The following is a 23,492-nucleotide window of genomic DNA, read 5'->3' on the forward strand; positions in this document are numbered from 1 at the left end:
TACTCCTTTGATTGCTCTAAGATGCCTTAAAGCAATATTATGCGGTATTAATCCTCCTTTCGGAGGGCTATCCCCCACTACAAGGCAGGTTGCCCACGTGTTACTCACCCGTCCGCCGCTAGATTGTCTCCGAAGAGACTCTCTCGCTCGACTTGCATGTGTTAAGCACGCCGCCAGCATTCATCCTGAGCCAGGATCAAACTCTCAATTTAAAAGTTTAATCTTAGCTTTTCGCTAATTATTTACTGTAAAAGAATTGCTGGTTCTTTATCTTAATCTGTTTAATTTTCAAAGACCATGCCGCCCTCAAGCGACTTCTTAATATTATCACTTTGTTTTTTCATTGTCAACAACTTTTTTTATTTTTATTAAAAGTTATTATTTATATCTTCCTGTATCCTTAACTTATTAGTTCTAAGTTAAAGACACTAAGCTTACTTAATATAAGTTTTTTATTTAAGAATCAACCTAAGTATCTTATATATTTATAATCAAAATACTTATTTTACTATTATAAATGAACTATGTTTTTTCATATTTTTTATAAAACACTTAATATATTTTCATATATTAAGTGTTCGTATTTTTTATATTACTATTAAAATCCTATTTAAATTCAGATAACATCGCTAAAATATATACTTAGTAAAACATCTTCTGCCCTTTTATACCCTTAGGAAACTTTTTATTTACCCTATCTCTTCTATACATAATTGTAGTATTATATTTGCTTTCTTTATCACTATAATCATTACTACATCTATTTAATATTATATTATTCTCACAGCAGTCCAAATCTTCTTCCTTGCAACCGCCTTTTATTTTATCCATGTATTCATCGAACTTTTTTATTATATCTTCCTTGGATAAATCCTTACACTTTTTTGCTAAAAACGCTCCTGCAGCAATACTAACTCCAGCTCCAACACCTAAAAGCATCATTCCTTTTGAAACTGACTTTCTTTTTCTCATCATAACTCTATACTAACTTAAAATATCTACTTTAAGTTTTCCTCCTTACTAAATTTATCTAAGTATTAATAGTCTACCTTAAGGATAAAAAATTATTCTTTAGATAATTAGTATTTCATAGGAATCCTATAAAAAAAATTGGAAATTATAAAACCTATATAATATATAAGTTTTATAATTTCCTCACTAGTAGTTAAAAGCTACTTAAAAGTAGCCTTTCCTTAAGCATCTGAATTTATTTAATAGGGGAAATAAACTAAAAATGCTTAAAAATTAGTAAATTAATACGTTAATTGGAGTTCAAATTATGGCTACAGTTTTACAAATAAGATTATTTTATATTACATAAGATTATCTTATATATAGCCATAAAAAAAATTGCATTGCAATTTCTTGTTTACAAACTTATTGTATACCTTTTCCCACTAATAATCAATACTTTATTTGAAAATCAGAAGGAAGGTATTAACCTTCCTTCTAAAACACATTGTCTTTTATATAATAACTCTATAATTTTAATCTTTATTTCCTTAAATACCGACCATAGAAATTATAAACTCCTTAACTAATCTATCTCCAATTCATTTTTAGTAAAATTATAAATAACTTTAAGGTCTAAGTCATCTATGATATTTTAATTAACTCTACTACAACTTTAGAAATATTAACTAAATCTTCTATTCTTAAGTGCTCTTCTAAAGTATGAGCTTTTCTTTCTCCAATTCCTAAATTTACAGCTTTTATTCCATTATTATTTAAAACATTTGTGTCACTTCCACCACCTGTAGCTGCTGTAAATGACTCTATTCCAAGGTTTTCAAAAGCCTTCTTAGCCTTTTCTACCACATGCTCATTTTCATCCACTACAAAAGGACCATACATTCTTTCTGCTTTAACCTCTGCTACCGCTTCAAACTTCTCTGCTGCATCTTTAAAGCAGTTAATCATATGCTCTGTTTGAACATCTAATTTTTTAATATCAGTACTTCTTGCTTCTGCTAATATATTTACTTCTGGACATACTATATTAGTAACTGTTCCACCACTTATAGTACCTATATTGGCTGTTGTATCCTCATCTATTCTTAACAGTTTCATATTTGCTATAGCATGAGATGCCACCTGTATTGCACTTATTCCTTGCTCTGGGCATACTCCTGCATGAGCAGGTCTACCTGTTATTTTCACAGTTATTTTATCCTGAGCTGGTCCTTTTATAACTATTTGTCCTGGATTTCCACCACTATCTAAAACAAAAGCATGTTTAGCATTTATTTTAGAGTAATCTAGGTTTTTTGATCCAAATAGTCCCCCCTCTTCAAAGATTGTAAATGCAATCTCTACAGGTCCATGATCTATGTTATTTTCCTTTATAACCTTAAATGCTTCTAATATAGCTGCTATTCCTGCTTTATCATCACCACCTAATATGGTAGTACCATCACTATATATAACATCATCCTTTATTATAGGCTTTATGCCCTTTCCTGGAGTAACTGTATCCATATGGCAGCTAAATAATATCGGCTCACCTTCTCTAGTTCCTTTAAATCTTGCTATAACATTTCCTGTATCGGAACCTACTATTTCTCCTGCTCCATCTACTGTAACTTCTGCTCCGAGAGCTTCTAATTCCTTCTTTATGAATTTAGCAAATTCTCCTTCACTTTTAGTCTCGCTGTCTATTTGCACATACTTCATAAATTCTTCAACTACTCTATTTCTATTTATCATAAGTCCTTCCTTTCCTATTTTATTAAAATAATAAAATAAACTTATATTGTTTTAGTACTACTGTACATTACCTTTAATTATACTTTATTTATATTTTAAAAAAAGCTAAATTTATATATAAATAATAAGTTTAATAAAGATAGATTATTTATAAATCATCCTTATTAAACTTATATTAAAAGCATATTACTTTTGCTAAATTATATTTTAATAATTTACCTAGGTATCATCATTTCCACTCCTGGTCCAATAGGAAGCCCTAGATAGAACCAAACTATAAGAAGTACTGTCCATCCTATTAAGAATGCTACAGTATATGGTAACATAGTTGATATTATAGTTCCCACCCCTGTATCTTTCTCATACTTTTGGAAATATGCTATTACAAAGGCGAAGTAGGACATAAGTGGAGATATTATATTAGTTGTTGAATCTCCTATTCTATATGCTAACTGAGTAAACTCCGGTGAAAAATCAAATTTCATAAACATAGGTACAAATATAGGTGCCATTATAGCCCACTTTGCTGAAGCAGAACCCATAAATAAGTTTATAAATGCTGATACAACAATTAATCCAAGAATTATTGATATACCTGTCATACCAGTACCGCTTAAAAAGTTAGCTCCATTAACAGCAACTATAGTTCCAAGCTTTGAATATCCAAAATAAGCTACAAATTGAGATGCTACTGCAACAAGAACTATATATCCACCCATTCCTGATATAGCCTTTGACATAAACTTAGCTACATCACTGTCGCTTTTTATGGTTTTTGCGCCTATACCATAAGCGATTCCTGGTATTAAGAATGCTATCATTATAACAACAACTATTCCTGACATAAATGGAGACTTTAGAATTTCATGAGTCTTAGGATCTCTTAAAATTCCGTTATAAGGAACTATTGTAGCGGCAATTAAAACTAAAGTTACAAGAAAAGCTACTCCTGCAAATAAAAGTCCTCTTTTCTCTTCCTTACTTAAAGCTTTTAATTCTTCCTTTTCATCTCCCTTATATTCTCCTAATCTAGGCTCAATTATTTTCTCCGTTACTATTGTACCAAGTATAGTTATTAAGATAGTTGATACAGCTAAGAAATACCAGTTTCCTGTTATACTAACCTGATATCCTGCATCTGCAAACTTTACCGCTTCTTGAGATATGCCTCCAAGAAGTGCATCCGTAGGTCCTGGAGAAATATTTGCACTAAACCCTCCTGATACCCCTGCAAAGGCTGCAGCCATCCCTGCTATAGGATGTCTACCAAAACTCATAAATATAATTGCTCCTAATGGTATTAATACTATATATCCTACATCTGACGCTATATTAGATACAACGCCTGCAAACACTATTACAACTGTAATAGCTCTCTTAGGAGTACTTAACACTAATTTTCTTATTAAAGCTGATATAAGTCCTGAACCTTCTGCAAGTCCTACTCCAAGTAAAGCTACTAAAACAGTACCTAGTGGCGCAAAACCTGTAAAATTAGTTACAAAACTAGTAAACATATACCTTATACCTTCTGGTGTAAGAAGGCTTATAGCATTTACTGTTAGCATTTTAACTTCATTTGTCTTAGTATCTACTCCTTCATAGGTTACACTTACACCCATCTTAGCACATATATGAGATGCAATGACTACTATTACAGATAAAATTAAAAATATGGTAACTGGATGTGGCAGTTTGTTTCCTACCCTTTCAAGTACGTCTAGAAACCTTTGGGTAAAGGTCCTTTTTTTAGTTTTTCCCAATGAAATCCCCCCTGTTGTAATTTTAAAAAAATTAAATTTATATTTAAAAATCCATTCAAAGACAAATTATACATCATTATTACACCTTTTTCAAATTGTATATGTTTACATTAAGTTTTTTAAGGCTTTTTTCTGGTAACAATATATTAAAATTAAACTTATTATATTAACATCTTGAATAATTTACTTATGTTTTATTCACTTTTCTGAAATAACTGATATATTCATAAAAAATATTTTTTCTTTTAAATACTAAAATATGTTATAGTGTTGTTTAAATAGTATAATAAAGATATAATCCTAGCATAATTACCACTATATCTAATGAACAAAATAACATCTTTAGTATTTATGAATATACTATACATATAAAATAAGTTTAGGAGGTGAGTATAATAAGTTTTATACTAAATAACTTAATTTATATTATTTTTATAATCAATATAGTTATTTCAGTAACTATAATTGTTCTTGAACGTAAGCAACCTGAAAAAACTATAGCGTGGCTTCTAGTATTTATTCTACTACCCCCTATTGGCCTTATATTATATATTTTTCTTGGACGTAACTGGAAATTAAATAAATTAAACACAGGTATTCCTAAAGAACTTGAAGATCTTATAAGCCCTGTTATAGAAAAAGTTAAAGATAAGTCTTATAGAAATCTTATGGAGCTTGTGGCAAATAACAGCCAGTCCCCTATATTTATGAACAATGAAATTACAGTGTTCAATAATGGTGAGGAAAAATTTACTGCTTTAAAAGAAGAATTACTTAAAGCTAAACATCATATTCATTTAGAATACTATATAGTAAAAAGTGATACCATAGGTAATGAAATTAAAGATATCCTTGTGAAGAAGGCAAAAGAAGGGGTTAAAATAAGATTTGTAATGGATAGAGTGGGATCTATTAAGATAAAAAAGAGTTATCTTAAAGAATTGAAGCAAAGTGGAGCTGAAGTTATACAATACTCTTACTTTCTTGCCCCAATTCTCAGAAGAATTAATACTCAGATAAACTATAGAAATCATAGAAAAATAGTAATTATAGATGGTAAAGTAGGTTTTTTAGGTGGTATTAATATAGGAGATGAATATCTTGGCAATGGTCCTCTTGGATTTTGGCGTGATACTCACCTTATGATTAAAGGAGATTTTGCTCTAGGACTACAATCCGTATTTCTAGATGACTTTCTTACCATAGAAAAGGCAAATAATCAGTATACCTTTTATGATAAAGAATTTAGTGCATACTTTCCAACCAACAATGAAAGTAATGGTTCTACAGTAATGCAGCTAGTAAAAAGTGGTCCTGACTCAACCTATCCAGCTATAATGCAGTCTGTAATCTCTATGATATACATGGCCACAGACCACATATATATAACAACCCCATATTTTGTTCCATCTGAAAGCGTAATGGAGGCTTTAAAAACCGCTATACTATCAGGAATAAATGTAAAAATACTAGTTCCTGCAACCCCTGACCACTTAACAGTATACCTTGCTTCTAGAACCTACCTTTCAGAAATTATAAAATGCGGTGGAGAAATTTATTTATATAGAAAAGATGCCTTTGTTCACGGAAAAATATTATCTATAGATGGAAGGCTATCCAATGTAGGCAGTGCTAATATGGATAGAAGAAGTTACGAACTTAACTATGAACTTAATGCTATAATTTACAATGAGAATATTACTGAAAAGCTTGAATCTCAGTTCTTTGAAGATTTAAAATGTAGTACTAAGATGTGTATGGACGACTTTGAATCTTCTACAAAAATAGAAAAACTATTAGAGGGTATTGCTAGGGTTTTCTCCTCACTATTATAAAAATACTTTTTAAATACTTAATATATAAATCCTATTCAATAGTCTCTCTAGGATTAAAATTTATACTTCTATATAAAATCAAACATAAAACCACTATGAGTCTATTTAATCTCATAGTGGTTTTATGTTTAATAATTATTGTTAATTGTTCAATAAAAACTCTTGTTATCCTTTAGAAGATTTTCAAAACCTTCTCTTTTTAGGGGTTTACTAAATAAAAATCCCTGAATCTTATTACAATTTTGGCTCTTTATAAATTCAAATTGCTCTGCAGTTTCTACCCCTTCTGCTACTATTCCAAGTTTTAAATTCTTACCTATGGAAACTATTGAACTAATTATCGACTTAGAACTCTCATTTTCTATATCCATTACAAAGGACTTATCTATTTTTAAATTATCTATTGGAAATCTCTTCAAATAATTTAAAGATGAATATCCAACTCCAAAATCATCAATAGATATTCTAATTCCTAAGTTCTTAAGCTCTAGAAGTTTATTAATCTTATCTTCTACATTGCCCATAGCTACTGTTTCTGTTATTTCTAACTCTAAATATTTAGGATTCAATCCAGTCTCTATTAAAACATCTCTTACCTTCCTAACAAAACTAGGATCTTCAAATTGTTTTGCACATACATTTACACTAATAGATATTGGTTTATATCCTTTATCCTGCCATTTTTTATTCTGTATACAGGCTTCCTTCATAACCCAATCCCCAATAGGTATTATAAGTCCATTTTCCTCTGCCCTAGGTATAAATCTCCCTGGAGATATTCTTCCAAGCTTTGGACTATTCCACCTTATAAGTGCTTCCACCGCTTCTATTTCTCCACTATTCACTGACACAAAAGGCTGATAATAAATTTCGAACTCATTATTCTCTAATGCCATGTGTAGCATAGAATCCATGGTTGCTTGCTCTTTTAAGATTTTGTTGGTTTCAACATCATAAAACTTATAATTATTTTTCCCTCCATTTTTAGCCTTGGAAAGAGCTACTCTAGAATTTTGTAATAAGTCAGTTTCATCCTCGGAATCAGTAGGATATATGCTTATACCTATACTACAACTAATATAAATATCATTGTCTCCTACAATTATAGGTTCTTTAAAAAGATCTAATATACCTCTAGCCATATTAGATACTTGAAGCTCTGACTCAATACTTGGAATAAGAACCCAAAAATCATCTCCTATTATTCTTCCTAAAATTACATCCTTACCCATAAGGTCTTTTATTTTAACGGATATTTCCCTAAGAACCATATCTGCTACAGTTAGTCCATAGATATCTATTAAGTTCTTAAAATTATCCACATCAATACTCATAACAGAAAATTCTTCTCCACTGCCTTTACTTATCTCTATTTCATATTTTAAAACTTCTTCAAAGGATGTTTTATTTAAAAGTCCTGTTAATGGATCTAAATAAGTCATATTGCTAACAGTCTTCATCATTTTATTAAAAGATTTAGCTGCCTCTCCTATTTCATCCTTATAGCTCTCATCAGCTGTAACTGTCAGATCTCCATCAGCACCTCTTTTAAATACCTCTGTCAGGTTTAATATAGGTCTTGATATAGTATTAGATAAAATGGCACTTAATATGATTCCAAGAATAATGCCAATTCCTCCTATTATACTAAGCTTTTTTACTAGCTCCCAAAGAGGCTCTGTCATAGTTTTACTATTTAAAACTGTTACTAACTTCCATCCATCAGTATTAGGTATTGATCCGTAATATAATTTATAATTCTCACCTTTTACTTTATATTCTATATTACCACTTTGATTCATTAGGATATTATTTAGTTCATCTTCTCCATAGTATTCGCTCTTCTTGTACACCTCTGTATTTTCGCTACTATTTTTATATGGATGAACTATTGTTTTTCCATCTTTATCTATTATAATTATATCCTTTTCTAATCCATCATTATTTAAATAATTAGAATAAATTTTCTCTGCATCTATACATAATCCGAAAACACCTAAATTTTTACCATCCTTATTTATAGGTACTGCCACAACTACTAGTTCTTTTTTATTAGTTTTTCCGATTACTGGCTCTGATATTGTTATAGATCCACTTAAAGCTTTCTTAAAATATTCTCTATCACTTATATTTAGGTATGTATCGTTAGCTCGTATAACAGCTCCATTTTCATTAGCAACAAAGATTTCTCCATACTCCTTTGAATTATCTTTGCTTTCATTTATAAAATATTCCTTAATTCTATTAGAATCCATAGAAATTATAGTTTCATTCTTAGAATATATTTTGGCCTCCCCTACCCGTTCATTAATCCATTCTCCTATATTTCTAGCCATTATAGAAGTATCGGCAGCAGCATTTTTTTCTATATTCTTTTTTAAGATATCCATTGAAAAAAATCCTGAGCTAATGACAAAGCTAAAGGTTAACATAATACATAGGAGACATATTATAAAAGATATCTTTGCATTTATACTTATAAAACCCTTCTGCTTCACTAACTTTTCCTCCTAAATAATTTAACCGTCTATAAACCTACTTACCTTATATTCTATTAATTTTTTCCAAAATAATCTACATATTTCTAGAAATTTATATATTTTTTATATTGATTTAACCATTATAACTTACCTTTTACAGTTTTACTCTTATTATATCTAACCCTTATTACCAGGGTAATAAATAAAGCAAAAATTAATGCTCCTGTAGTATCTATTAATACATCTTGAAAACATCCTGTTCTTCCCGGTATAAAGGTCTGATGAAATTCATCAGTAGATGCATATAAAAAACTAAAAATCACACCATACCACTGGGCATTCTTTAGTGAATATCCTCTTAAGACCCTATAGGTTAAAAAGCATAGGATGAAGTATTCTGTCATATGAGCTGATTTTCTAACTACAAAACTTGTCATACTTCCTAAGGTGCTATTTAAATCAATACCTATGTAAGAAAAAATATCTATAACTAATTGGCTCTTTTCACTGGACTCCTCTCCTGGTTGACTTGAATACATAAATATAACAATAAGCCATACTACAAGCAGTGCTAAATTTAATATTCTCTTACTTTTTTTACTCAAATAATCCCCTCCTAGAATAAAATCATATACATATAATACTATTTTAATATGATTATTAAAATACACTTTTTATTTTATACTAAATTTCTCTAAAAGTAATTGAACTTACAAAAATGTAAGCTATACATGATATTTGTAACCTTAAGTTATGGTTGTCCAACTGATTTAATAATAAAATATATTTATAGTAATAATTCAGTCTAGGAGGTAATGTTATGTTAGTTAGTGCTTTAAACAGGGTTTTAGGTTTTACTTTAATACTTATTGGAGCTTTGTATTGTTTGTTTCTTAATTCTAAGAGAGGTAACCTAAAGACTTTTTCAGTCCTTCTTTCTATAACACTTCCCGTTATAGGCTTTAGTATGCTAATGATATAGATATTTTTATATAAAATAAAAAAACATTCCACTTCACACCATGAAAACCTGAAGCTTTTGTGGTGTTTTTTTTATTTACTTTAAATATAAAAAACACTACCAAACCTAAAACTTGATAGCGTTTTTTATATAGAATGAATCTTCCTTCATGTGGTGTTCTTTCCACCACATGAAAATTATATGAGTTAACTATGGTTGTCGCAACTGTTATCCCTCACCTTACACTCGGATGGGGGTAGTACAGCTCTGGTAGCCATAGATAAAAGATTTCTTCTACTTTTTATATGGACTTTTAGGTCTTCTAGAATCATCTAACATATAAGTATCAAAAACCTTTTTTATGTCTTTGGTATTTGGGCCATATTTGTCATTAAATCCTATAGCTTTATTTCCAAAAGTGAATTCTTTTCCATTATGTAGTATGTTAACTGTTGAGTGAACTAAGTTATCAATCTCTTTATTTTCTATCCCTTGCACAACTAAATTATCATACCAGCCTTCCCCATACTCCTTAGTTAAGTCCTCATTTGCTCTAGTTAAGAGATACCTTACCTTATCATCATCAAAAACTCCACTATAATAATCTACTCCATAATCATTAAAAAACTGTACTCCTAATATCTCCCTACATACATCTACTTCATTCTTATATATAGAATATAAAAGTTTATTCACTACAATATCTGACTTATTATTTTTAGCACTTATTTTATAAGTATTCATAGCCTTAGGATAGCTAAACTTAGGCGGTTTAAAATAACAATAAGTTCCAATTATAACTGACATAACCACTATAGATATAATTGTTACTGAAACCCATGTTTTATCTCTAAGATTTATTTTTCTTTTTTCCCTAGGTATGTTTTTCATTGTATTCTCTTTTTCCATAATTCACCTCACTAAGCACAGTCTCCATGTAATTATATTCCATTTCTTCTCTTATTGTCTATAATAAATAAGGATAAAATTCCATTTATGTTTTTATTTATTAAATAAGTGGTATAATGTTTATACTTACATAAAAATTTATTTCTAGAGAATTACTTGGAGGATTTATGGATAAGAAAACAAATATTCACATGAAAAACTTTAAAATACGTTTTGCTAAAGAAGAGGATATTCCAACCATCTTAAAGTTTATAAAAGAATTAGCTTCCTATGAAAATCTTTTAGATCAGGTTATTGCAACTGAAGAAACCTTAAAAGAATCCCTATTCGAAAAAAAATCTGCTCAGGTTATAATAGGCGAGTATGAGAATACTCCTATTTCCTTTGCACTTTTCTTTCATAACTTCTCAACTTTTATTGGAAAATCAGGGTTATATTTAGAAGACTTATATGTATCCCCTAGCTTTAGAGGCTATGGAATAGGTAAAAAAATGTTATCTCATCTAGCAAATATAGCTATGGAAAGAGGTTGCAAAAGATTCGAATGGTGGTGTTTAGATTGGAATACACCTTCTATAGACTTTTATAAAAGCTTAGGAGCAGAACCTATGGATCAATGGACGGTTTATAGACTTGGTGAAGAGGATATAGAAAGGCTTTCAAAGGCTTAATCCCTATATAAATATGGCCTACATATAACTTATAAAAGATAGATATATATAAGTTTTACCATTAAAACTACATTAGCTTCAGTTGAAACTTATCGAGTCATTAATCAGTGAAATGTAAATTACTTAATTCAATATATATATTATAAAAGTTTTAACCTCAATAAATTAACTACTTGCTATAGTTAAAGTTATTGAGGTTAAGTTATTAAATATAAGAACCTAATATAAATTTTAAATTTTTCCTAATAAGTAAATTCTTTTAATTATGAATTACCTGCTTTTCTACTATGTTTTATCCTAATATAAGCATATACAGGAACTCCTGACATCATAAGCAAGAATCCATACATAACTGTTTCTGCTCCTGATCCATATATAGTCCACATAGCATATATAAAACCTAACATAGGTATTATACTTTTTTTTAACACATATCCTAAAGATAGTTTCTCATTTTTAGACATTATAATTATATCTGACACTGCCGTTATAGCATATATAGGAAGATAGGATAATGTAGCTAATAATGTTATAACACTTAGAGCTTCTGAAAACCCTTTAGTAAAATTCATAAGTAAAACTACATTTGTTAAAGCAGAGCTTATTATAAGTGCTACTGCTGGAGTACCATACTTCTTACTTTTAATAGCAAAAAACTTTGGAAATGTACCGTCTTCACCAGCTGCAAAAGCAATTCTTGCAGAAGATAAAACCCAACCTACTGCTGTTCCAATTATACCTATTACAATAGATGCATTTATCCACTTCATAATGCCTGTACCACAGAACTTTACTAGTATATCTGATATAGGTGCTGAGCTTGTCATCATCTCCGACTGGCTCATTGCCCCCATAGCGAAAAAGCTTATTGCTATATAAAATATACATGCTATTAAAATTCCATATACAGTACTCTTATATATATTCTTTTTAGGATTCTCTATCTCTCCTCCAGTAATACTTGCTGTTTCAAGTCCAACAAATGCCCATAAAGTTATAGTTGCAGCTGCTGGCAGTGTCTCTATCCCTTTTCCACTAGGAAACATTGGTGTCATATTAGTGGAATCAAAGTTTATAGCAGCAATTATTATAAATAAAAGCAGTACTAAAAGCTTAAATACTGTAATAGCACTTCCAACCTTTCCTGCTAGTTCTACACCCTTTATATTAACATATGTAACAATCCATAAAACTCCAGAACACACTAAAAATCCAACTGTGCTATTATTATTTATTATTGGGAATATCGCTCCTGCATAGCTTGCTATAGCTATTATAACTGCAGCATTTCCAATCCAAGATCCATTCCAGTAAAGCCAAGCATTACTAAAGCCTACGAAATCACCAAAGGCTTCTTTAGAGTACTCATATGGTCCTCCAGTCTTTGGTATTACTGATCCAAGTCGTGCAAAACTTAACGCTAAAAATATAGATCCAATACCTGTAAAAAGCCATGCAAGAATTATAGATCCTGGTCCCGCTGCATGAGCTAAGGTATTTGGAAGCATAAATATCCCTGACCCTACCATATTTCCAACTACAAGAGCCGTTGCCACAAATAATGACATCTTTTTCTTAGGTGACTCACTTATGTTGTTCATTGTTTTCCTCCTAAAATTAATTCTATACTAATTCCTAAACTTCATTCTAAATGTACTTAACTTAATAATATATTTGAGTAAATAAAAAATGCCCTAAGCAAAACACTCAGGGCATATAATTATCAAAAATTATACCTCGAATGATAGCTCATCACAAATATTTCTGTGACAGTGATACATATATTCTATGTATCCCCAACCCACTGATCTTAAAGCATAAATCAGTAGTTTCGGCAGTAAATCCTTTCCTAAGCTGTCATAGTGCTTACCTCAAGCATAGTAATCTTAATTACCGCAACCTCTATCAATTATTAATTTATAAATATACATATTTCCAACTATTCTATTATTATTTATTTTCCTCTCTAAGTCAATTGTTTTTTACTTAAAACAATTGATTTTTATGGATAATAGAATAATTATTTCTAATTTATCAAAGTATAATCTTTAATATTTTTGATTTTAAACATTATACTTTATGCTAATATTACTTAAATTTATGCACTTACTCAATTCCTAATTCTTAATTCTTAGTCCTTCTCTTATGCTTAGATTTTTTTACATTTACTATATTAGCTATAGGCTGCTTTTTTATCCACCTTAAAAACTTTTTTACTCTATAATCATTTTTTAATTTTTCAATATTATATAATCTAACTGCTAATTCTCTATTTCCATACAATGCATGAATCTGTTTATGACATGGAATGCATAGCATAGCCCTATCAAAATCATTTCCACCATACTCTTTAGGAACTAAATGATGTTCTGTTAATTCAACACCCTTCCTGCAGCAAAGCTCACATTTTCCCTCCATAATCTTCACCACCTAATATTATTTTCTCCAGGCTAAAGCCTATAATACAAGGTAATATTATTTATTTAATTGTAACTTTCTAGCTAAAATAAGTATGGTATTAAAAATTTTTATATTTTTTTCAAAAAGATATTGAAAATCATTTTCACTTGTACTATAATATGATTATAGAAAAGGATTTAAAAAATTCCTAACACTAAAGATAAATTTTAGATTTAAATATAAGGTTTTAGCATAACTTGTCTTTAAAACCAAAATACTTTTTTAAAATTTAAACTTGTACCAACTAAATCTAAATTTTAAAAACTAAACTTGTATTTAAATACTAAAACATTTTTTAAGACATAAACTTGTAGCCAAATTAAGACATATTTTTATATGTAACACACAAACCCTAAATATTGTGGTATAGAGTGATAGATTCCCCCTTCACCTATACTCGCCATAAACACTATTTGTTTACACTCACTCTCCAAAATCAGGTATGAGATAAACTTGATTAAGATGAGTAATAAATTTACCCCTAAAAACCACTAAAGTTCCCCCTTTAGTGGTTTTTATTTGTATTTTTTTATTTACAAATTTAACTTTTTACTTGATTAATTTTATTTTAAAAGCGTGCAGCATGCTATAAAACCTAAAAAACCCTTAGCTAAAAAGCTTAAGGGTTTTTTATTAAGATCTATTTACTTTTTATACAAAGTTCTAGCTTGATTCTTGACAATATTGTGAATCCACACTCTATCTTGGAGTCTACATCAACAACTCCTATATCAACAGATAAGTTATCACAACTTGTTATATATTCTGGTAGTTTTAAAATTACACAGAAAGGTACTCTACTTACAACACTCTCACTACAAGTAACTCCCTTATCAATTAGATAATCTAATATAACTACCCCTTCTACCCTTACACGTTTTACATTATTGCAAGGTCTTAATTCTTCTATTCTAACTACTTCTACATCTGACTCTACATCTAATATCCTTACAGCAGGTCCCTGATTACAAGATAATTTAACCACATCATTAACTGAAAAACTCCTGCATTCAAAGAATAGTATTCTTGTTTGAACTTCATTAGATCTTATTGGATCTAATACTTGTCCATTAAAACTAGCTATTCCTACAGCTATATTTGTAATTATTCCACAATCACCAAATCTTCTAACTACTGTCTTTATACATACTACAACTGTATCCCCTGCTGGTATAGCACCTATATTTATTCCTCTATCTAATTCTCTGCAATTAAAGTGTCTATTTCTAGCAGTCACTTCTAAGCATTCTAATTCCCTAGGAAGTTCATCTCTTAATACAAAGTTATCTACCGGGAACTCACAGGTATTTCTAATTTTTATAGTATAAATAAGCTCTTCTCCAACTCTTACAGAGGATTTATCTGCAAACTTTTCAATTTCTAAGCACACTGAAACTACAGTTGTTGTAACAGTATTACTTTCTGCCTCTGCAAATACCCTATTACGTCCTCCATTAGTAAGATAGAAGTATTCTGCTGTAGCAGTATTTTCTATTGTTTCAGGACAGCAGTCCTCTATTTTTACACTAAAGCAAATCATTACGCATTGGCTTGGTCTTACTGTTCCTATTTTAAACTCTCCTAGATTATGAGCTTCTGTTCTTACTCCATTTATCTCTAGACTTCCCTTTATAAAGTTTAAACATCCATCAATATTATCTCTTATAATTACATTACATGCGTTAACTGTTCCTATATTCCTAACTAATATACAATATCTTAAGGTGTCACCATATAATGCAAAGTTTTTATCAACTGATTTTTCTAATACTATTCTTGCTATATCATTATTACATGGCTTATTACATGGATCCTCATTATGGCATGGATCATCCCATTTACATGGGTCATCATTGTGGCATGGGTCATTACTACATGGATTATCCCACTTACATGGAGTATTGCATTCCCAATTATTACCATTATCACCCTTATTATCCTTTGTACTAAACTCAACATTAGATGAGTCATCATTTAATACGTCAAAGTCTCCATCATCATAAATTTCAACTTCTATATTGCGATTTTCACTATACTTATTCTCTTTAAAGTAGTTACTAAATGTGTCTTTATCAGTGTCTTCATTGTAGTCTATTTCTAAGTTGTCTATATTCACATAATTATTGTCTTTTCCATTGCATCCACAATCACTCTTCACTCTTCTCCACCTCTTCTTAAATTATTGATCTTTTGTACCTTTTAGGCATCTTAAATAAAATAACTAGTTAAATATGTCATGTTCATTTTCTAAAAAGAAAACCTCTTATGATGATGATTATTATTCTGTACACCCTTCTTTTCAATGCAATATGACATAAAATATACTAGTGTAATTATTAGTTATTTCTTTACGTCTCTTATATTAGTTTCTCCAACTACTCTAATAGAATAAAAATATATTCATTGTTTCTAATATATAATATGTAATTAACTGCCTAGTGTTACATTTATGAATATTTCTCCCTTTTTCATGTGTTATCTCCTAACAGCCACCTTCTCCATATCTTATCATGTGGAAAATATGGAATTATCTTAAGTATGTATTATCATATAATATTCTAAAATATACTCAAAGGTTATAAGTATAATTATGTAAAAGTATCAAAATTATCCCCTCTACCATATTATATAAAATGAATCTTGTTTCTTGGAGGCGATAATTAGGTGAGGGTAGATGTTAATACAGATAAAAATATAGTATTTTTAGGAGAACTAGTTAGATTCAATATAGAATTTTTTAATGATGAAGCTACTGATATAAAAGATTTAGAATTTTATATACTGCCATGTATAGGAACTATGGTTATCCCTAGAAGCATAGAAGTTGGAGGAGATAAGTTAGCTAAAGGAAGCTATTCTAGAATTTCCTTAGGCAACCTAAAAAAGAATGAAACCATATCCATTACCTATGTGCAAAAGATAGAAGTATTGACTGGTGAAAAACATATAAGTTTTAAAGGAAGGATTAAATATAAAAGTCTTGATAATTCATCAGAAAAAAATCTTCTTCTTAAAAGATTAAAGTTAGATATATTAAAACTTAATCTAAAAGTATTAGATGTACCTTCTGATATTTCATTAAATGACCTATTTAAAATAAAATTATCCATAAAAAATATTGGTACTGTAAATGTAAAGGATATAGAATTACTGGACTTTTGGAGTGATTTTTGTAATCTTCAGGAATTTTATATTAATGACTCTAATTTTAAGCTCGGTGAAAATAAAATTAAAATCTCTTCCTTAAAAAAGGAGGAAGAGGTTTCAATAACCTTAGTATTAAAATTACGGGAAATAGATGCCTCTATTATGACACTTCTTCCTAAAATAAGCTTTAAATACCTAAGAGAAGACTTGATATATGAAGAAAAATTCTTAGATTTCAATGGCATATATATTTATGTTCATTGCTGCCTTGTAAAAAACTTTGAAAAATCATCAATTATATATATGGATAAATTTAGCCTAAGCAAGCTCTATTATTATAATATATTTCCTATGAATTTTAAGCTTATAGAAAGTATATCCTCAGATAGTAATATAGCTAAAACAAAAAAGATACTAATTCTCACCTTTCTTATAAAACTAAGAGGAGAGGATAACATGGATAGGATAAATCTACATAAGAAAGAGCTTAATATCTACGTAGTTCTTCCTAATGAACATAAGAATATTACCCAGGATGAATTAGTTATAACCATAGTAAGTGATAGCATCTCAATAAAAGGAGATGATAAACTAGAAGTTCTTCTTGACGTTAATATATATAAAAAACTTAAATCTAGTTAAATATAAAATTCCCTAGGTAAACCTATTATATCTACCTAGGGGATTTTAATCTTTATAAATATTTAGTTAGGGATGTGTCCCACTAAAAAGTGTGGAATCCCACTAAAATTATAATTTTTATACTAATTTATTTCCTTAACTTCTGTTACCATCCACTTCCCTGAGTCTTTTATATATGTAAGCTCCGTTATAAACTCTTTATTAACATCAACACTTTCATAGGATAGAAATAATATATTTTTTTGCTTCTTAAAACTTACCTCTGCAATAGCATAAGTTTTAAATTCACCCTTCTCTTCTTTTATTGATATAGCATCTTTTTGCCATTTAAGATTCTTAAAATCATAGCTATCTTTTATTATGATACCTCTGCTGTAATACTCTTTGTATATCCTATTTCTAATTTCTTCTGTAGTATTCTTTATATATTCTTTATCCCCTTCATTAAGTGCCTTAAAAAAGTTATCATAGAACTCTTTATAATTTTTTTCTAATTCCTTCTTTAGGTCTTCTGTTAAAGGATTTATTTGAAGATTAATTTTAGCTAAGTCTCCAATAACCTTCTCTTCACTTTTAACTACTCCCCATGGAAACTCTTTTTCTAAATATATTTTATAGGATCCATCTGAGGGCATTGGTCCTATCTCTTTAAATTCTTCTACAGTTCTTGAAGAATCCTCTTCATTTATAAATACCTTTGCATCCTTATAATTACTATCTACTGTAAGGGTAACTCCCTTAAGCTTTAGCTCTTTTTCATTTTCCTTATTAACTAACTGCACGGTTTCATTATCTTCTATATTCCCATACTCGCCCTCATATATACCCTTTATATTATAAGTACCAGGTATAATACTATTTATGGTTACTACTTTATTATCCTCATTGGTTTTTTCTATAACCTTATCATTTAATAGTATATTAGTGTTTTTTAAATTAACAACTATTTTAAGATTTACTTCCTCTATACCAATATAATATCTATCACCCATAAAACCTTTTTCTTTTTTTAACTTAAGAAGATCCTTTGATGAATCTTTAAACCTTAATACAGATATAACTTCATCTTGTCTAGACTTGTTTTCCTTTAGGTAATCTACTAGTGGCTTTATATTCTCTTCGTTAAGCTCAGTATTGCTTCCTTCTACCTTCATGTATTTATAAACTCTATAAGGATTACTGCTATTTATTGTATTTTCAAATCTTTTAATCACTGAATCCCTTGAGGTATTTACTATATTATATATAATTCCACCTAGAAAAATTAAAGCTAAAGAAAATCCAATAATAAGGGTTAGATTTCTCTTTTTAGGATTCTTAAAAAATAGAACTAACCAATCTTTTACCTTATTTAATCCCTCTCTACATTTATACAAAATCTCTTTCATATTATCCTCTCTTTATAAAGAAATATTTTTCTATATATTTAACCACACTATATCCCATATATTAAGCTACTTTTCATAACTTTTCAATATCTCTTTAAATCCTTCACCATTTAACCCTTTTATATTCAACAGCCTTGAAAGAGTAGATCCAACCTGAGTTATTACTCCACTTTCAACAATAATCCCTTTTCTTACATCTGGACCAAAGGCTATAAATGGTGTTGTATATCCTGTAGTATCTGGATCAAAACCATGATTTCCTCTATAATCCTCATGCTCAACTTTTTTAATATAACTTCCACTATTATAATCATTAGAAAAACATGTATTAGAATATCCTTCAATTACAAAATCAAAAGGACCATCTAAACCCTTTTTTATAAATTCATCTCTAATATATATTTTCTTTATTCTAAGATGATTTTTATATCTTTCTAGCAAATCTAATACTTGTTTCCTTGTATTATTATCTCCATTTACATGGATTTGAGCTGAACCACCACAACTTTTTGAATAGGCTGCAAAGCTCTTTAACTCTCCCTTAGAATCTAATATTATAAGATTTTCCTTTTTAAAAACTTCATTAGGATAAGACTTATATTCTATATCATTGAAGCCATGATCCCCCACAATAACAAAGTTAGTACTATCATATATCTTTGCATCCTTACATGCCTTTATTATTCTTCCAATCCTCTTATCACATTCCATAAGTACATTGTCCACATCTTTATTAAACACTCCCTTATGGTGTCTTATATAATCTAAATATAGAAGATGGATTAAAGTAAGATTAGGTTTCTTCTCTTTTATTACATCCTCTGAAAATCTAGTAACAAACTCATCAAGAGCTGGCTGCTTCTTTCCTTTTAATACTCTCCCATGTCTTAAAACTTCCTTTAATATATAAAAAGGTGTTCCATTTTTTAAGGTAGTTAAAACTTGATTTTCTCCATTTATTGACCATATCTCTGGGAAGTTAATTGAAATTTTAGCACCTGCCATTACAGGCCATAGAATTGATGCCACCTTAAGTTTTTCTTTTAAGGCATAATCTACTAATGTAGGAGATTTTATATTTTTATAATGCCAAAACCATCTATCTACCTTTTCAAACTGGTTACAAAATTCATTATTATACACTCCATGATCCTTTGGATAGTTCCCTGTTAACATAGTTGCATGACTACAATAGGTAAGGGATGGATATATCCCCTTCATAGCCTTTATAACAGAAGCACTTTTTAATATTTCTTTAAAGGTAGGCAAGTCCTTAATTTTATCTAAATCCTTTGTATGGAAAGCATCTAAAGATATAACAACTAAACGCCTTTTTTCCCTGTTCATAATAATCCTCCCAAAATATCTTCTTTATATAAATATGCCTAATCTTATACCTTTTAGAATTTTAATTTACATAAAACAATGATATATATAAGTTGTAATATTAAAACTACATTAGATTCAATGAAAACTTATTGAGCAATAAAGCAATGAAACCCAACTTGTTTAACTCAACATATATACTATAGAGAGCTTAAATAATTCTATATCTATCTTAAAGATTTATATTCTAAATAATACTATTAACCCTGTTACTTATATAAGTAACTCTTACTAGATTATATATATTACAAAAAAAGAAATGAAGAGGTAACTTAAAGAAACCTCTCCACCCTCTTCTAGCTAAAGATTTTTAGCACCAACCTCATATACGAAATAGGAGTAAATTATTATGATGATGCATATTTCAAAGCAATACAGAAACACCCTGTATCCCTGTGAAACCAAGTCATTACCCTTAAAAAGCCTATCCTTTAAAGAAGAATTTGCTTTTTCTTCATCTTTAGATTCATTTAAAGTTTTTTTAGGATTTAATAAGGCTATTAATCCTACTATTATATAAATTGCCATGGAGTAAAATAGTCCATTAGCAATTTTAATAACAGGCATCTTAAAAATAAGACCTATTATTAAGAACAGTGCACAATATATGTTTCCAAAGAGAAAAGTTTTAAATATGTTTTTTTTCATAAAAGAACCTCCCTGGTAATAACACATGTTCATAATTATATATTAAAGGTTTATTAGTGTTTTGTCAAAATCTTCTTTTTTATTTTATTTGTTTCTAACTAAAGTTATGAATTCATAGGTTAAGTTTTCATCACATTTCATAGTTTTTTCAGCTATTTCCCAAATATTCATATCTAATTCTGGAAACTTTGTATCACCTTCATACTCCTTATGAACTTTTGTTAAATATATTTTATTTGTATATGGCATAAGTAAAGAATATATTTCTCCTCCACCAATTACAAAAACCTCTTCATCCCCTTCTATAAAAGAATGTAACCTATCTAAAGAATGAACTACCTTAACTCTTTCATCATGAATTTCATAATCTTTATCTCTTGTAAGAACAATATGAGGCCTATTAGGAAGAACCCCTGGAAGTGATTCAAAAGTCTTCCTTCCCATAATTATTGTATGGCCTTCTGTTATCTTTTTAAATCTCTTTAAGTCCTCACTAATATGCCATAAAAGTTTATTCTCTCTTCCTATAACATTATTACTTGAAATAGCAACTATTGCGCTAAGCATTTACCTCCACCCCCTTAAATAATATTTTTATAACAATATACATTGTAGAATTCAGCTTTGTGTTATATATAAAAGAATATGTATTAAAAAATAATATCATAAAATACATATTACTTTTAAACATATGTATCCTCTCTAAAGACCCTTTATTTAAACAGCAACTTCCATCTTTATGGATGGGTGATGTTTATAATCTATAAGTTTAATATCTTCTATTGTAAAATCATAGAAGTCCTTAATCTCTTCATTTATCCAAAGCTTTGGAGCTGCATAAGCCTCATTTTCTCTTTCAATTTGAGTTCTCATTCCATCTACTTGATTCTCATATATATGAGCATTATTTATTACATGAGTAAATAATCCTGGTTTAAGCCCTGTTACATGAGCTAATAAATGAACAAGTACTGCATACTGTGTCATATTAAATGGTACCCCTAAAGGAACGTCTCCACTTCTTTGAACAAGCATGCAATTAAGTTTTCCATCTGTTACATCCCACATAGTTAAAAAACAACAAGGTGCTAAGGCTCCCCCAGCTAAATGTGGTATTTGCCATAGGTTTATCATCATTCTTCTGTCCTGTGGATTATTCTTTAAAGCCTCTATAAGCTTATCTATTTGGTCATATTCTTTTACAACCCAACCATAAGACGTTCCTATGGTTCCATCTTCCATCATCCATTCATCCCATATATGAACATTTTGTTCTTGTAACTTCTTAACGTCATTAGATTGATCTTTAAAAATCCAAAGTAGCTCTTTAACAGCAGTTTTAAAAGCTACAAACTTTGTAGTAAGTATTGGGAATTCTTTTTCTAAATTAAATTGCATTATCTTATGTGGAAGCTTATATGTAGGTATTCCTGTTCTATTTGAATCCTCATAAAAACCTTCATCTAATATCTCTTTTACTATATCTAAATACTTCTTATCCGCTAAACTCAATCTATAATACCTCCCTTAAAATATGTGCCATTATATATTTAATTTTATATGATTCATATAATACATTTTATCATTTATTCTTTTGTTCTACTATCAGTATTTTTATGTAGTAACCTATAACTCTAATATTGTAGGGTTTTTGATTCAAAACTTATCTTATTCATTACTTAAAATCTAAGATTTTAAAGGGTTTAAGTCCATGTATAAGTTAAAATTCAAGTTAAAAACCATATATAGTTTTTATACAATTTTTCAACTTATTTATTAAAAATATCCTTGATTTATCTTGCTTTAGATAGATGTATAAATTAATTTTAAAACTTAAAATCCTATAGTATAAGCCTTTGAATAAATATTCTGTGGTTCTACTATGACTAAAAATATAATTAATCTAAATTAAAATATCTTCAACTTATAGTGATTTAGATGGGTGTATAAAATAATTTAATATTGTCTATTAGATATAATTCATGCACTAGATTAATATATTTATACTAATAAATTATTTTTTATTTCTATAAGATTTATCTATATACCCTAAAATCCTAGGATGAATTTTAAACTTATATATGATATCTAAAATAAAACACTACTCTATCCAAAGTTTAACCTAGTATAAAACCCTACATAATCTAAGATTATTAATAAATCTATATTCCTCTAGATTATTATCTTAATATATTAAAAACACTGTGATACTTAATATCTCTTGTGATAAAAATATAGAAATATTAGAAGTTTCTAGGCTATGTAAACCTATTTCTTATAATTAAGGTTAATATTATTAATTGTTCATAATTATGTTTTTTGTGGACAATGTGCGCAACCTGTGGATAAGCTTATGAAAAAAAGAGAGAATTCTGTCTAATCCTTATAAATCCTTGTATTTATAGGGTTCTACAAATTTTTTAATCTTATTTTTGTGCATAATGATTTTATATTGTCCACATTTAATAGAACTTATCCACATTTCTTGTGGACAAG

18 protein-coding genes, 1 rRNA gene and 1 riboswitch are annotated in these 23,492 nt (G+C 29.0%); of the genes, 4 read left to right on the top strand and 15 right to left on the bottom strand.

Annotated features, from left to right (window positions below):
* From BR69_RS0117105 to BR69_RS0117120, 4 genes are all read right to left on the bottom strand, one after another.
* Nucleotides 1–212 (bottom strand): 16S ribosomal RNA (locus tag BR69_RS0117105); the annotation flags it as partial.
* Between the two features lie 430 nt (nucleotides 213–642).
* The gene (locus BR69_RS0117110) at nucleotides 643–972 is read right to left on the bottom strand and encodes a hypothetical protein (protein WP_027634300.1); all 330 of its coding nucleotides are present in this window, start codon (nucleotides 970–972) and stop codon (nucleotides 643–645) included.
* A gap of 624 nt (nucleotides 973–1,596) precedes the next feature.
* Entirely contained in the window at nucleotides 1,597–2,706 is a 1,110-nt protein-coding gene (locus BR69_RS0117115) for a M20/M25/M40 family metallo-hydrolase (protein ID WP_027634301.1), read from the bottom strand.
* Nucleotides 2,707–2,921: 215 nt separating this feature from the next.
* Nucleotides 2,922–4,469: an AbgT family transporter gene (locus BR69_RS0117120; protein ID WP_027634302.1), complete on the bottom strand. Its 1,548-nt coding sequence runs from the start codon at nucleotides 4,467–4,469 to the stop codon at nucleotides 2,922–2,924.
* Nucleotides 4,470–4,855: 386 nt separating this feature from the next.
* On the opposite strand from BR69_RS0117120, the gene cls reads away from it, so the two are divergent.
* Nucleotides 4,856–6,304 carry a cardiolipin synthase gene (cls, locus tag BR69_RS0117125; protein WP_423219692.1) on the top strand — a complete coding sequence of 483 codons (1,449 nt, stop codon included), beginning with the start codon at nucleotides 4,856–4,858 and terminating at the stop codon, nucleotides 6,302–6,304.
* 149 nt (nucleotides 6,305–6,453) lie between these two features.
* On the opposite strand, the gene BR69_RS21270 is transcribed toward cls, so the two are convergent.
* Together BR69_RS21270 and BR69_RS0117135 are read right to left on the bottom strand one after the other, a co-directional pair.
* Nucleotides 6,454–8,802: a bifunctional diguanylate cyclase/phosphodiesterase gene (locus BR69_RS21270; RefSeq protein ID WP_051623666.1), complete on the bottom strand. Its 2,349-nt coding sequence runs from the start codon at nucleotides 8,800–8,802 to the stop codon at nucleotides 6,454–6,456.
* 122 nt (nucleotides 8,803–8,924) lie between these two features.
* On the bottom strand, nucleotides 8,925–9,389 hold the full coding sequence (locus BR69_RS0117135; protein ID WP_034850093.1) for a VanZ family protein: 465 nt from the start codon (nucleotides 9,387–9,389) through the stop codon (nucleotides 8,925–8,927).
* Between the two features lie 215 nt (nucleotides 9,390–9,604).
* Between BR69_RS0117135 and BR69_RS21880 the strand changes: the two genes are divergently transcribed.
* Nucleotides 9,605–9,766, top strand: a complete 162-nt coding sequence (locus tag BR69_RS21880) for a hypothetical protein (RefSeq protein ID WP_160169961.1) — start codon at nucleotides 9,605–9,607, stop codon at nucleotides 9,764–9,766.
* 273 nt (nucleotides 9,767–10,039) lie between these two features.
* Here BR69_RS21880 and BR69_RS0117145 read toward each other — a convergent pair whose 3' ends face one another.
* Nucleotides 10,040–10,654, bottom strand: coding sequence for a hypothetical protein (locus BR69_RS0117145; protein ID WP_027634305.1), 615 nt, complete (start codon nucleotides 10,652–10,654; stop codon nucleotides 10,040–10,042).
* Nucleotides 10,655–10,821: 167 nt separating this feature from the next.
* On the opposite strand from BR69_RS0117145, the gene BR69_RS0117150 reads away from it, so the two are divergent.
* The gene (locus BR69_RS0117150) at nucleotides 10,822–11,325 is read left to right on the top strand and encodes a GNAT family N-acetyltransferase (protein WP_027634306.1); all 504 of its coding nucleotides are present in this window, start codon (nucleotides 10,822–10,824) and stop codon (nucleotides 11,323–11,325) included.
* Nucleotides 11,326–11,588: 263 nt separating this feature from the next.
* On the opposite strand, the gene BR69_RS0117155 is transcribed toward BR69_RS0117150, so the two are convergent.
* The 3 genes from BR69_RS0117155 to BR69_RS0117165 all read right to left on the bottom strand — a co-directional run bounded on the left by BR69_RS0117155 (nucleotide 11,589) and on the right by BR69_RS0117165 (nucleotide 15,943).
* Nucleotides 11,589–12,926 carry an APC family permease gene (locus BR69_RS0117155; RefSeq protein WP_027634307.1) on the bottom strand — a complete coding sequence of 446 codons (1,338 nt, stop codon included), beginning with the start codon at nucleotides 12,924–12,926 and terminating at the stop codon, nucleotides 11,589–11,591.
* A 136-nt stretch (nucleotides 12,927–13,062) separates the two neighbouring features.
* A riboswitch (Lysine riboswitch) is annotated at nucleotides 13,063–13,238 on the bottom strand.
* A gap of 211 nt (nucleotides 13,239–13,449) precedes the next feature.
* Nucleotides 13,450–13,743 carry a restriction endonuclease gene (locus BR69_RS0117160; protein WP_034850094.1) on the bottom strand — a complete coding sequence of 98 codons (294 nt, stop codon included), beginning with the start codon at nucleotides 13,741–13,743 and terminating at the stop codon, nucleotides 13,450–13,452.
* Nucleotides 13,744–14,425: 682 nt separating this feature from the next.
* Entirely contained in the window at nucleotides 14,426–15,943 is a 1,518-nt protein-coding gene (locus BR69_RS0117165) for a DUF11 domain-containing protein (RefSeq protein WP_027634309.1), read from the bottom strand.
* Between the two features lie 506 nt (nucleotides 15,944–16,449).
* Here BR69_RS0117165 and BR69_RS0117170 point away from each other — a divergent pair.
* Complete coding sequence (locus tag BR69_RS0117170) at nucleotides 16,450–17,574, top strand: hypothetical protein (protein WP_027634310.1); 1,125 nt, start codon at nucleotides 16,450–16,452, stop codon at nucleotides 17,572–17,574.
* Between the two features lie 122 nt (nucleotides 17,575–17,696).
* Here the strand turns inward: BR69_RS0117170 and BR69_RS0117175 are convergent, their stop codons facing one another.
* The 5 genes from BR69_RS0117175 to BR69_RS0117200 all read right to left on the bottom strand — a co-directional run bounded on the left by BR69_RS0117175 (nucleotide 17,697) and on the right by BR69_RS0117200 (nucleotide 22,508).
* Nucleotides 17,697–18,962, bottom strand: coding sequence for a TcaA 3rd/4th domain-containing protein (locus tag BR69_RS0117175; protein WP_027634311.1), 1,266 nt, complete (start codon nucleotides 18,960–18,962; stop codon nucleotides 17,697–17,699).
* Between the two features lie 66 nt (nucleotides 18,963–19,028).
* Nucleotides 19,029–20,309 carry an alkaline phosphatase family protein gene (locus tag BR69_RS0117180; protein ID WP_027634312.1) on the bottom strand — a complete coding sequence of 427 codons (1,281 nt, stop codon included), beginning with the start codon at nucleotides 20,307–20,309 and terminating at the stop codon, nucleotides 19,029–19,031.
* A 339-nt stretch (nucleotides 20,310–20,648) separates the two neighbouring features.
* Nucleotides 20,649–20,996, bottom strand: a complete 348-nt coding sequence (locus BR69_RS0117185; RefSeq protein ID WP_027634313.1) for a hypothetical protein — start codon at nucleotides 20,994–20,996, stop codon at nucleotides 20,649–20,651.
* 84 nt (nucleotides 20,997–21,080) lie between these two features.
* On the bottom strand, nucleotides 21,081–21,563 hold the full coding sequence (locus tag BR69_RS0117190; protein ID WP_027634314.1) for a dihydrofolate reductase: 483 nt from the start codon (nucleotides 21,561–21,563) through the stop codon (nucleotides 21,081–21,083).
* A gap of 150 nt (nucleotides 21,564–21,713) precedes the next feature.
* Nucleotides 21,714–22,508 (bottom strand): thymidylate synthase, encoded by a 795-nt coding sequence (locus tag BR69_RS0117200; RefSeq protein ID WP_027634315.1) that lies wholly within the window; start codon nucleotides 22,506–22,508, stop codon nucleotides 21,714–21,716.
* Nucleotides 22,509–23,492: the final 984 nt, after the last annotated feature.

This window comes from Clostridium hydrogeniformans DSM 21757, assembly GCF_000686705.1.
GTDB lineage: Bacteria > Bacillota > Clostridia > Clostridiales > Clostridiaceae > Clostridium_Z > Clostridium_Z hydrogeniformans.

What these genes read in the sequence shown, in the direction of transcription:
- BR69_RS0117145 (WP_027634305.1), bottom strand. Translation starts at nt 10,654, where the DNA reads ATGGAAAAAGAGAATACAATGAAAAACATACCTAGGGAAAAAAGAAAA.
- BR69_RS21880 (WP_160169961.1), top strand. Translation starts at nt 9,605, where the DNA reads ATGTTAGTTAGTGCTTTAAACAGGGTTTTAGGTTTTACTTTAATACTT.
- BR69_RS0117175 (WP_027634311.1), bottom strand. Translation starts at nt 18,962, where the DNA reads ATGAAAGAGATTTTGTATAAATGTAGAGAGGGATTAAATAAGGTAAAA.
- BR69_RS0117190 (WP_027634314.1), bottom strand. Translation starts at nt 21,563, where the DNA reads ATGCTTAGCGCAATAGTTGCTATTTCAAGTAATAATGTTATAGGAAGA.
- BR69_RS0117115 (WP_027634301.1), bottom strand. Translation starts at nt 2,706, where the DNA reads ATGATAAATAGAAATAGAGTAGTTGAAGAATTTATGAAGTATGTGCAA.
- BR69_RS0117155 (WP_027634307.1), bottom strand. Translation starts at nt 12,926, where the DNA reads ATGAACAACATAAGTGAGTCACCTAAGAAAAAGATGTCATTATTTGTG.
- BR69_RS0117110 (WP_027634300.1), bottom strand. Translation starts at nt 972, where the DNA reads ATGAGAAAAAGAAAGTCAGTTTCAAAAGGAATGATGCTTTTAGGTGTT.
- BR69_RS0117185 (WP_027634313.1), bottom strand. Translation starts at nt 20,996, where the DNA reads ATGAAAAAAAACATATTTAAAACTTTTCTCTTTGGAAACATATATTGT.
- BR69_RS0117160 (WP_034850094.1), bottom strand. Translation starts at nt 13,743, where the DNA reads ATGGAGGGAAAATGTGAGCTTTGCTGCAGGAAGGGTGTTGAATTAACA.
- BR69_RS0117150 (WP_027634306.1), top strand. Translation starts at nt 10,822, where the DNA reads ATGGATAAGAAAACAAATATTCACATGAAAAACTTTAAAATACGTTTT.
- BR69_RS0117180 (WP_027634312.1), bottom strand. Translation starts at nt 20,309, where the DNA reads ATGAACAGGGAAAAAAGGCGTTTAGTTGTTATATCTTTAGATGCTTTC.